The 11,352-nt window shown below is 39.9% G+C and carries 11 protein-coding genes; 8 read left to right on the top strand and 3 right to left on the bottom strand.

All coding sequences use genetic code 11. The features are described from left to right. Nucleotides 1-109: 109 nt before the first annotated feature. Together B2R65_RS09975 and queG are read left to right on the top strand one after the other, a co-directional pair. Nucleotides 110-1,327: a methyl-accepting chemotaxis protein gene (locus B2R65_RS09975; RefSeq protein ID WP_286742345.1), complete on the top strand. Its 1,218-nt coding sequence runs from the start codon at nt 110-112 to the stop codon at nt 1,325-1,327. Between the two features lie 117 nt (nt 1,328-1,444). Next, the gene (gene queG, locus B2R65_RS09980) at nt 1,445-2,578 is read left to right on the top strand and encodes a tRNA epoxyqueuosine(34) reductase QueG (RefSeq protein ID WP_054982668.1); all 1,134 of its coding nucleotides are present in this window, start codon (nt 1,445-1,447) and stop codon (nt 2,576-2,578) included. A 30-nt stretch (nt 2,579-2,608) separates the two neighbouring features. Here queG and B2R65_RS09985 read toward each other — a convergent pair whose 3' ends face one another. The 3 genes from B2R65_RS09985 to B2R65_RS09995 all read right to left on the bottom strand — a co-directional run bounded on the left by B2R65_RS09985 (nt 2,609) and on the right by B2R65_RS09995 (nt 6,379). Continuing rightward, on the bottom strand, nt 2,609-3,736 hold the full coding sequence (locus B2R65_RS09985; RefSeq protein WP_024033288.1) for a response regulator: 1,128 nt from the start codon (nt 3,734-3,736) through the stop codon (nt 2,609-2,611). A gap of 49 nt (nt 3,737-3,785) precedes the next feature. Further along, nucleotides 3,786-5,777, bottom strand: coding sequence for a sensor histidine kinase (locus B2R65_RS09990; RefSeq protein WP_286742264.1), 1,992 nt, complete (start codon nt 5,775-5,777; stop codon nt 3,786-3,788). Nucleotides 5,778-5,887: 110 nt separating this feature from the next. Next, nucleotides 5,888-6,379 carry a GNAT family N-acetyltransferase gene (locus tag B2R65_RS09995; RefSeq protein ID WP_004589434.1) on the bottom strand — a complete coding sequence of 164 codons (492 nt, stop codon included), beginning with the start codon at nt 6,377-6,379 and terminating at the stop codon, nt 5,888-5,890. Between the two features lie 82 nt (nt 6,380-6,461). Here B2R65_RS09995 and B2R65_RS10000 point away from each other — a divergent pair, with 82 nt between their 5' ends. The 6 genes from B2R65_RS10000 to B2R65_RS10025 all read left to right on the top strand — a co-directional run. Further along, entirely contained in the window at nt 6,462-7,034 is a 573-nt protein-coding gene (locus B2R65_RS10000; protein WP_004589433.1) for a glutathione peroxidase, read from the top strand. 79 nt (nt 7,035-7,113) lie between these two features. Next, complete coding sequence (locus B2R65_RS10005; protein ID WP_004589432.1) at nt 7,114-7,395, top strand: peptidylprolyl isomerase; 282 nt, start codon at nt 7,114-7,116, stop codon at nt 7,393-7,395. A gap of 55 nt (nt 7,396-7,450) precedes the next feature. Further along, on the top strand, nt 7,451-8,029 hold the full coding sequence (locus B2R65_RS10010; protein ID WP_024033292.1) for a glutathione S-transferase family protein: 579 nt from the start codon (nt 7,451-7,453) through the stop codon (nt 8,027-8,029). Between the two features lie 17 nt (nt 8,030-8,046). Continuing rightward, nucleotides 8,047-8,397 carry a DUF2750 domain-containing protein gene (locus tag B2R65_RS10015; RefSeq protein ID WP_004589430.1) on the top strand — a complete coding sequence of 117 codons (351 nt, stop codon included), beginning with the start codon at nt 8,047-8,049 and terminating at the stop codon, nt 8,395-8,397. A gap of 153 nt (nt 8,398-8,550) precedes the next feature. Further along, the gene (locus tag B2R65_RS10020) at nt 8,551-9,231 is read left to right on the top strand and encodes a site-specific integrase (protein WP_286742268.1); all 681 of its coding nucleotides are present in this window, start codon (nt 8,551-8,553) and stop codon (nt 9,229-9,231) included. Between the two features lie 148 nt (nt 9,232-9,379). Continuing rightward, on the top strand, nt 9,380-11,352 hold a 1,973-nt coding region (locus B2R65_RS10025; RefSeq protein WP_286742270.1), incomplete at its 3' end, for a M1 family metallopeptidase.

Here is an 11,352-nt window from a genome sequence, read left to right on the forward strand (position 1 = left end):
TTTATGGGGAATAACCACACTTCATAGGCTCTGCCTTGCCTAAAAGCCAAACATACTGCTGCAAATTCAACCATCAAAGGTCAACACGCCCTAGATGGGTAAGCAAAAAATGAGTGGTGTAATGCAATTTTATAATTATATTGAGCAAACATTTTTTTATACGCTTACGCGTAAAATAGTGGGCAACTTAAGCTTTGTTTTTTTGTTTCAGGCCATTACCTTATTTTGGTTATATCAAAGCTTAAGCGAGCAGCACAGCACTAGCGCATTTTGGTTGTTAACCTTGGTTATTGTAGCGGGCTTTGCCTTTACTATTTTTTATATGCGCTATTTAATAGTGCGCCCTGTAAAAGCTATGTGCGACACTTTAGTAAACATAAACCAGCAAGAGGCTAATTTAGCCGCCAACTTACCGCAATTTTCTTTTGACGAATTTAAAGAACTAAGTACGCAATATAACTTATTTACTAACCACTTAAGTGATTTACTAAGTACAACTCACGCCAGCGCTAAAGCCAGCGAGCAAAGTAATGTTGATGTAAATACCGCTATGCAAAATACACAGCAGTTAAGTGAGCAGCAAACTCAGCTAAGCCACAATATTATTAATGCGAGTAACCAAATAGTGCAAAGCTTAGAGGGCATAGTGAGCAATACCGACAGCGTGCATAGCGTTAACAGCGAGCACTTAGACTTTGTTAAGCTTTCGTCGCAAGAGCTTGCAAGCTTAGTTGATAAAGTGTCGCTTATTGGTACTTTGCTGCAAAGATTTTCTAAAACGGTGTCTGGCCTTAAGGAAAACAGCGAAAACATTCGCAGCATTTTAAAAATGGTTGAGGAGTTTTCGGATCAAACTAATTTACTGGCACTAAACGCTGCCATTGAAGCGGCACGCGCTGGTGAAGCTGGCAGAGGATTTGCGGTTGTTGCTGATGAAGTACGTACATTATCGGTAAAAGTAAGTGGCGCAACCCGACAAATAAGCGACTTTATTAACCAAATGAATGAACTGGTTAACGAAACCAACCAAGAAAGTGAGCAGTTAATTAGCCACTCAAGTACCGCACAAAGCGCCATTAGTAATACCTCTGAAGGGTTTAAAACAATGCTAGGTGAGTTTGAACAAAACCAACAGCAGCTACAGCAAATAGCGGATGCGGTGCATACGCTAGAGCAAGCGCAGCAGCACACTCACCAATCGGTAGAGCAAATTGTTACCTTAGGCGAGCAAGCTAAAAGCGCTATTGATCATGCACTAAGTAATAGCCAGCAATCACATTCACTTAGCCAGCAAACACAACAGCAATTAAAGCGCTTTGTGCAATAAGCGACTACAAAACAAAAGCCGAGCGCTATATTGCATTAATATTTTAACTGGCAACATTCAACAGCGCTTTATAAATATGGTAAATTACGCAGCTAATTATTTAAGTGTGTAATGTGTGTGAGTAACTCAACCCCTAACTATCAACAGCTAGCCAAAAATATTAAAGCCTGGGGCCAAGAACTCGGCTTTAGTGAGGTGGGTATTACCGATATAGACCTATCTAAACACGAAGCACAATTACAGCGCTGGTTAGATGCGGGCTACCATGGCTCTATGGATTATATGGCAGCCCATGGCATGAAGCGCGCTCGCCCTGCTGAACTAGTCCCTGGCACCCAGCGGGTTATTTCGGTAAAAATGAACTACCTGCCCCCTGATGCTAGTTTTGCCAAAACACTAAAAAACACCGAAAAAGCCTATATTAGCCGCTACGCATTAGGGCGTGACTATCACAAATTAATGCGCAACCGACTAAAAAAGCTGGGCCAAAAAATAGAGCAAGAAATTGGCGATTACGGTTTTAGGCCATTTGTAGACTCTGCGCCTGTGCTTGAGCGCCAGCTTGCTGAAAAAGCGGGATTGGGCTGGCGAGGTAAACACTCTTTATTAATAAACCAAGAAGCTGGGTCGTGGTTTTTTTTAGGTGAGCTTTTTGTTGATTTACCCCTGCCAATAGATAATGAAAACACGTTTGAAGGCTGCGGAAAATGTGTAGCTTGCATTACGCTTTGCCCAACAGGCGCAATTGTAGAGCCGTATGTGGTAGATGCACGCAAATGTATTTCGTACTTAACCATTGAGCACCAAGGCCCTATACCTGAGCAATACCGTGCATTATTGGGGAACCGAGTTTATGGCTGCGACGATTGCCAATTGGTTTGCCCATGGAACCGTTATGGTCAAATTACCGATGAGCAAGACTTTCATCCCCGTACGCAATTAAAAAACAAAGACTTACTTGAGCTATTTGACTGGGACGAACCTACTTTTTTAAAAAATACCGAAGGCAGCCCTATTCGCCGTATTGGACACGAACGTTGGTTGCGTAATTTAGCGGTGGGTTTAGGCAATGCCGATTTTAGCCCTAGCATTATTAACGCTTTAGAAAGCAAACATGAGTCTAGCTCGCAGCTAGTAAAAGAGCATATAGAGTGGGCGCTTGAGCAACAAAATAATAAACAACGAGAACAACTTCGTAAAACACAGCGCCTAATTAGAATTGTCGAAAAAGGCTTACCTCGTGATGCGTAAATCACTCAGGTGAGCCTTATTGTGAAAGGTTTATTTTTTAAGTAACAAAGATAAGTCTTGTTCAATTTCAGCAAAGGCGGCTTTAACTTGTTTAACCGACTCTTCTCTGGCAATTGAATTTTGAATAGTTTCGTCCACTTTTTTATAAATAAACACCTCTTGGTCTTCATCTAACCCCATTGTGGGTATGCGCACTTCTAAGTCTTCTTGTAATTGCTTGAATACTTTTTCGTTACTTTCGCGGTTTTCGTTTAGTAACCCAATTAAGCCATGAAACTTACTATGCACTGTGCTGGCTACATCATTTAGCTTTTGCTGCTGCGACTCAAGCATTTGCTTGGTCATAATTGCACGTAACTGCTGCTCAGTCACACTGACAATAAAGCAAACGTGGTCACGAATACGCCCGTGTTTATCTGGGTCGTGATCTGGCATATTCAGAATTAATAAGCTTATCATCTCGTAGTTAACTAATATTCGGTGAGAAAACTCATGTAAGCGACCTTTGTTTTTAAGCATATCAAACAGCTCAATTACAATCGGCGAACACACTCCATTAAGGGCAAAGTGCTCTATTGTATCGCCATGTCTAAATTCAACATTACTTTGTAGGTCAAACGTTTGTAAGCAGTCTATTAAGGCTTTACCTAAATCTTGCGGATTATTAATAAAACCAATGTTTTCAATGTAGTTAACTATTTGTCCCATTTCGCTACTGTTTGCCATAGCGTTAAATGCCGTAGATGTTGCATCTTCTACTTGTTTTTCAAGGCTTTGTTTTTCTATTAATACTTGGTTTAAGTTTTTAAGTTTTGATTTAAGCTCATCATGCCCAAACGGTTTTACAATGTAATCCTCAGCACCTACTGAGTAACCTTCCATACGCTCTTCAACCGTTCCTCTAGCGGAAACAAACATAACAATTATATGCGCGGTATTCGGATTCGCCTTTAATGCTTTACACACTTCGTAGCCATTCATTTGCGGCATACTTACATCAAGTAAAATAACTTGGGGCATGTAGCCTTCAACCATGGCTAAACACTCAGGGCCGCTTGTGGCAACTTGTAATTCGAAATCAAGATCTTCTAAAATTTCTTCAATAATTTCAAGGTTGAAAGGTTCATCATCTACAGCAAGAATTTTAGTTAAGGCCATATTTTCATCATCCAATTAAATATCATTTAAACATTACTTACACATATAATTAGCTATCTTGCACTGCTAGCTTATCATCGGCTAAATGCTCATCTAAATCTATTTCTAGGGGTACCTGAATCCTAATTGTTGCACCACCATCGCTATTATTACTTGCCGTAATTTCGCCTTGATGAAGTGCTACAAACTCTCTACAAAGCGCAAGCCCTAAACCAGTACCACCAGCGCCACTGTTCGTTTTGCTGCTTTGTACAAATTTAGTAAACACGTGCTCTAATTCATCCTCAGGTATACCTATTCCATTGTCTATTACATCAATAATGGCGCTGCTTTGATCAGCCATTAAGTTCACTTCAATACGACTTTTAGGTTCGCTAAATTTAAGTGCGTTACCTAAAACATTGCGCAATAGCTGATTAATTTGCTCTTCATCACACTGCACAACCACTGGCCCGGGTTTTGAAAAAACAATTTCAATCTCTTTTTCCATAGCCGTACCAGAGACATCATCAATACTGGTTTTTATAATGCTTTCTATATTGTATGGACGTGGGTTAAATGGAAATTTCCCTACATCCAATTTAGATAAATCAAGTAAGTTGTTTAATAACGACAGTAAACGCTCGCCGCTGCTTTCAATACGGGATAAATATTTTAAGAGTTTATCTTTAGCAAAATCGCCCGCTTCTAACTTACTCAAACCAAATCGAGAAAAGCTTAATATAGAGTGCATAGGGGTGCGTAACTCGTGCGACATGTTAGCCAAAAATTCCGATTTGCTTAAATTGGCAGCTTCGGCCACATTTTTAGCATGCTCTAGCTGCGAAGTACGAGCTCGCACTTGCTCCTCAAGTAGGTCTTTGGCTTCAAGGAGTAATTCTTCTTTTTGTTTTAAGTGAGTTACATTTTTAAATATAACCGCTAACGCAATTTCGCCATGGTGGTCTATTTCGTTAAACGAACCAACTAGCGGAATATACCCGCCGTCTGTTTTTTGCAAACGTAGGTCGCTACTAAATTGGCGGTTACGATTGAGTGTGCTGATTTTATTTTTTATTTCAGCACTTGATTCCTCATCTAAAAATTCAAATACCGAAAAACCCGCGAGTTTGTCAAAGGGCAGCTTAAACAGCCTTAAGCAGGCATCGTTTGCTTCTATTACTTTGCCGCTACGCTCAAATAGCATAATGGCGTCAGGGGTATTTTTATAAATAACTTGTAGTAGGCTGTCTTTTTCGATTAATGCATCAACGGTATCTTGTAAACGCTCAACTAGCTCAGCGTTACGGCGTTTTAAAAGCTCTGTTTGCCACAATTTATGTACCGATTGCAGCAGTACGCTATCGGTTAGAGGCTTTATTAAAACATCTTCGACCCCTTTACGAATTGCCTCAATCATTGAAACTTGCTCAGGGCGTGCGGTAAACAATAAGCATCGGCAATCTGGCTGAGACATTTTAATAGCAGAAAAAATTTTTAAACCGGTGCCATCTTCAAAGCTAAAATCGCTAATTAAAATATCTATACTGTTTTCATTAGCCACTGCCACCGCTTCGGTTGCGCTGGTTGCGGTTAGCGTTTTGATATGCGCCCCGACTAAATTACTTTTCATTTTTTCAAGGCGCTCAGGCATATGATCAACAAGTAAAATAGTGGGGAGTTTTAAAACGTGGCTAGAGCCAAGCTCTAAGAGGTTTTCGAGTAATGAGGTAATTTCTTTATTTGAAAAAAACGGATAAATAACCGTTGCATCTGGGACTAGCTTATTAAGCTCGCTAAATGCGCTAAGTTGCTCACCGCTTTCGGCTTTAGGGGCAAGTAATACACAGCGGTCTTGTGAGATTTTTTGAGCTAACGACTTTATTACTTCACACGGCACTCCGTAAGCACCAATTACCAAGTCATACTGGCTGGTGTTAGAGTATAAATCAATCATAGAGTAATGAACGAGCTCAGCCTCACAACCTATCAATTCTAGTAAAACTTTCACTCTCATTGCGATAACACTGCTGCTATCTACAATTAAAATTTTTCGACTCATTAAGCCACACTATCGTAAACACTTTATATGTTAATAGCGTAGCCTATAATTTCTTAGTTGGTATAGGTTGTTAGACTTAATTTTGATTTTTTTACCGATAAGCTCCACAACTATTTTGGTAGATGCTTACCGAATATTGTTAAACTGTAGCGCGTGTTATCCATTACCGCGATATGAGGCAACTCACCCCATACGCTAAAACCAAAGTGCTTGAATAACTTAATACTTGGTAAGTTGTGGCTAAATATAAAACCAAGCAATACATCAATTCCTAGCTGTTTAGCCTCTATTTGGGCAAACTCCATCAGCTTTTTGCCAAGTCCTTTACCTTGCGCCGCTTTGGTAATATAAATGCTCATTTCGACGGTGCCATCGTATGCGGGGCGCCCATAAAACGATTTATAACTTAGCCAAGCAAGTACTTGATCATTTTCGCAATAAACATAAATAGGCCGTTTATCGGTGTGGCTATTAAACCACTCACGTTTGCTCTGTACCGATACTTCTTCGGTATCGGCGGTCACCATACGCGAGGCGATCGTTTCGTTGTATATTGCGACAATGGCAGGTAAATCTTCTATAGTGGCTAAACGTGTAGTCATAACAGCTTAATATTGTTGATCACTTTTGTGCATATTAGCGTAAGATAGACTAGTCAAACAATTATAAATTTAGGCGTTGAGTATGTTAAAAAAAACGATACTAGGGCTCAGTATTTTTATTACGAGCTTAGCTGCCCAAGCAAATGACACGTTACCCAGCAAACAACAGCAGCAACAATGTGAAGACTTTACAAATGTAGAGATACGTAAGCTGCGCTCAAAAGAATCCTTAAACTTATGCCAATTTAAAAACCGCCCTTTGCTCATTGTAAATACAGCAAGCAATTGTGGTTTTACATCTCAATTTGAAGGCCTTGAAAAAGTACACCAACAATACAAAGACAAAGGTTTAGTGGTATTAGGTTTTCCATCTGATGATTTTTTTCAAGAAGAAAACGATGAAAAAGACATAGCAAAAGTGTGTTTTATTAATTACGGCGTTACGTTTACTATGTTTACTACCAGCGAAGTTCGCGGCAGTGATGCAAATCCAATATTTAAACACTTAAATGCGCAAACCAGCTCACCTAACTGGAACTTTTATAAATATTTAGTTTCAGCTGATCGCAAAACAATTAAACGCTTTAACAGTAAAGTAGCTCCTAATTCAAAAGAATTAATTGATGCAATTGAAAATACGCTACTCATCAATTAAGTTTATACTGGTACTGCGAGTGAAAACTAACTAGACTGGCTTTAATGGTTAAATACACCAACTTTAAACAGGAGATTTTATGGCAGTGGCAAGTGCAAGGCACATTTTAGTAGACAGCGAAGCAGAGTGCTTAGATTTAAAAGCTAAGATTGAACAAGGCGAAGACTTTGCAGAGCTTGCAAAAACATATTCAAACTGTCCTTCTGGTCAAGACGGCGGAGCACTTGGCGAGTTTGGCCCAGGTATGATGGTACCTGAGTTTGATAAAGTTGTATTTTCAGCGCCAATTAATCAAGTACAAGGCCCTGTACAAACACAGTTTGGCTATCACTTACTAGAAGTGACAAGCCGCTCAGAATAACGTTGACTTATCGCAACACAAAAAGCCGCTTATGCGGCTTTTTTTAGGAGCAATTATGAAACTTATAGGATCTAACCCTTCTCCATTTGCGCGCAGAGTAAGAATGTGGGCAGCACAAAACAATGTTGACTTAGCGCTAGTAAACCTAGATATTTTTTCTGAGCAAGACCGCCCTACCTTAGCCAGTAACAACCCAGGAAGAAAAATACCGGTTTTAATTGATGGTGATTTAACGCTAAGCGATTCAACCATTATTTTACGTTACCTTATCGCCAAGGCTGGTAAAACACCACTAAGCTGGTCGCAAGAGCACCTACTTAATATTATCAACGCCTGTAACGACTCGTTAGTAGAATTAGCACTTAGCAGACGCTCAGGATTTGATACTAGCGACGATAAATTATTTTTTAATCTGCAAAACGAACGAATTGCTGAAACATTAAGCTATTTAAATAGTCATTTAAACGATGATGAATTTAAAGGCTGTGAATGCCTTAACATCAGTTTATACTGCCTACTTGATTGGATTTGCTTTCGTGAATTAACAGACTTTAGCCAACACGCTGCTTTAGTCAGTTTTTATAACGACTATGGCACGCGTCAAGCTGCAGTAAGCACCGATCCCAGACTCTAAACAAATAAGGTAAACACATGAGCGATATTGAAATTGAATCACAACTAGTTAGCTTTGTAGAAAAAGTACGTTTAAGCGAGCAAGTGTGGGCGTTAGGTGGCGACGACGGCGGCTTTGTAGTGTGCGAATCTAACCAGTTTGCCGAAACGGATGTACTGCTTTTATGGGAAAGCGAAGACGCAGCAAAAGCCCAGTGTAAAGAAGAGTGGCAAGAATTTACGCCTGTAGAAATTAATTTAGATGAATTTTTAGATGAGTGGGTAGAAGATTTAAACGAAGACAGCGCATTAGTTGGTTTAAATTGGAATGACGACCAAGTGTGTGTAGAAATAGAGCCTGTTGGCTTAGCACGCGCACTTAGCGAATAACTGCCACTATAAATTAAATAGTGAATACAACACCTGCTTTTTAAGTGGGTGTTTTTGTTTTGTAGCTAAAAACATAAATACTAAAATCGATACTCGCATGTTTATCTGTTTTAAGTATAAAATATAACATGTCATTAATTTCAAGGGATTACGTTGAAAACCCATCTTGGCCGCCGCCCTTTTTCAGTAATGGAACTGCATACGCTTTATAACGGCTATATTTATGGCGATTTTAAAGTAGCAAGAGAGCAAGCAAAGCATTGGCATTTTTGGTTGCCTTTAATTGCCTATTACAGTGGCGCATATAGCGATGAAATTGGCTGCTTAACGCTTGACGATCTTGAGCTTAAAAATGGCATTTTATGTTTTAATTTTCATACTAATGGAAAAATAAAAGCGCGCTTGGTTCCGGTGCATCAAGCCTTAGTTGATGCAGGGCTTAACGACTTTATTGCCTTTGTTAAAGCACATAATCACACACGTTTGTTGTTTGATTTACCGGCTAAGTCTGGCCGTTACAGCGAAAAAGTACGCATTTGGTTTACTGGTGAAGGTGAACGTGCGGGTTATTTGCAAAAATGTGCCATTCCCACTGTTGATCAACTCGGTATGAAAACCGCTATAAGCAGCCTACGGCTTAATTTTGAGCAACAAGTACGTATTTACGCATTACAGGCTAATTCAAAAGACGCCTTTAATTATTTAATGGGGTTTAACGAATACCCCAATGATAAATTTGACGATACCGCCTTACTAAACAACGTAATACAGCAAATTCGCACCATTAACCCACAGCTGCATTGGCAGCGCTTTAAGCAGCGCCAGAGCCACTGACACTATTTGTTACTATTTTAAATCCAAGCAGCCACTTTATTAAATTACTCTCATAAAAAAAACTGCTAGGATATCTAAATCTCAATTTTTAAGGGCATAGAAATGCCTGTTTGAGTCAGTTTCTAACAACAACAATCTAGGGATCACTATGTTTTTAAAAAGCCTATTAACAGTAAGTGTTGCTTTAGCAATGACTACTGCCAACGCTAACGAATTCGTTATCGAAAAGCTTGCTAAACCAAGTTCACAAAAGGTGTCGTTAACACTCGACCCAAGCCAAGACACCTTTACAGGGATGACAGAAATAGCCCTAGAAGTGTTAAAACCCACTCATTACATTGAACTTAACGGCGTGGCTTACGCTGTTAAAATGGCGCAGTTACTAGGCGATGAAAACTGCGACTTAAATAACGAAATGCTAAAAATAGAAAAAGTAAAATTTAGCTGTGATGAGCAAATTCAACCGGGTAAGTACACCCTAAAAATAGATTTTTCGGCGCCGTATAATCGCCAAAGTGTAGGCTTATACAAAACAATTGATCAAGGTACACCTTATTTATTTACTCAGTTTGAAATGAATGATGCACGCCGTGCATTTCCTGTATTTGATGAACCAAGTTATAAAATACCGTTTCAGTTGACGATTACAGCGCCAACATCTCAAAAGGTTTATGCCAATACGCCAGAGCTTAAAACCACAGTTAACGGCGAGATGACAACGCATTACTTTGATAAAACGCCACCTATTCCTTCTTATTTAGTGGCTATGGCCGTGGGCCCTTTTGAAGAGCTTGAAATAAAAGACATGCCAATTCCAGGGCGTGTTATTACCCCGCAGGGTAAAATTCATTTAGCTGATTACGCAAAAGAGAACATGCCAAAAGTACTTGCTGCACTTGAGGCGTATTTTGGTATTCCTTATATTTATAAAAAGCTCGACTCGGTAGCAGTACCCGAGTTTCCTTTTGGCGCAATGGAAAACTCAGGCCTAGTAACCTACCGCGAAGATATATTACTGGTTGATTTAGCAGCTGCTACACGCAGTAAAAAACAGCGTAATGTGTCGATTATTGCTCACGAGCTTGCCCATCAATGGTACGGTAACTTAGTTACCATGAAGTGGTGGAACGACTTATGGTTAAACGAAGCATTTGCCAGCTGGATGGCGGCAAAGATTACTAAGCAGCTTAATCCAGAATTTGAATCTCACCTTGATTTACCACAAAACAACGTAATGGCATTAGATGCTCGCTTAAGCACTAAGCCTATTCGTAAACCAATTAAAACCGAAGCCGATATTATGGATGGTTTAGGGCTTGCCTACAGTAAAGGCAGCGCAGTACTGGCTATGGTTGAAAACTGGATTGGTGAAGACGCATTCCAAAAAGGGATTCAAAGTTACTTAAAAAAATTCTCGTATAAAAACGCCGAAGCAGCTGATTTATGGGAAGCACTAGGTAAAGCTTCTAATAAAGATGTTGCGAGTGTTTTAAAATCATTTATTGAACAGTCTTCTTTTCCGCTTGTAGATGTAAAACAAGACGGTAAAAAAATTACTATATCGCAAAGTCGCTTTGCTAATGCTGGTGTAGATGCACCCGCACAACTTTGGAATGTCCCTGTTGGGATAAAATATGGCGCTGGCGATAAAGTAAAAACAGCCAGTATTTTACTCAACAAGCAAAGCCAAACCCTAACACTTGATTTTGAGCCTCAGTGGATTTATCCCGATGAGGGGGCGATAGGTTATTACCGCTGGGTAATGGACGATGCGCAGTTTGATTCACTTATAAAACATGCTCCGCAAGCACTTAATGATCGTGAGCGTTTAGCGCTGCTCTCTGCCACTGATGCACTACTTGATGCGGGTGTAATATCGGCGGCTAAGTTAATGCAAACCTTAGAAGTCTTTGTGAGCGATGATCACCCTCGTGTTGCAAATACAGCACTGGGCTATTTGGTATCACAAAAAAATACCTTTAAAGATGAAAGCAACGAAGCGTTATGGCCTGAGTTTATTCGCAGTGCAGTAATGCCTGCAGCTAAAAAATACTCACTTGAAGCACAAGCTGGCGAAGACGGTGCAGTATCGCAACTACGTGCGGGTGTTGTGTCCTTACT

This window comes from Pseudoalteromonas sp. UBA2102 (genome assembly GCF_002331165.1).
Taxonomy (GTDB): domain Bacteria; phylum Pseudomonadota; class Gammaproteobacteria; order Enterobacterales; family Alteromonadaceae; genus Pseudoalteromonas; species Pseudoalteromonas atlantica.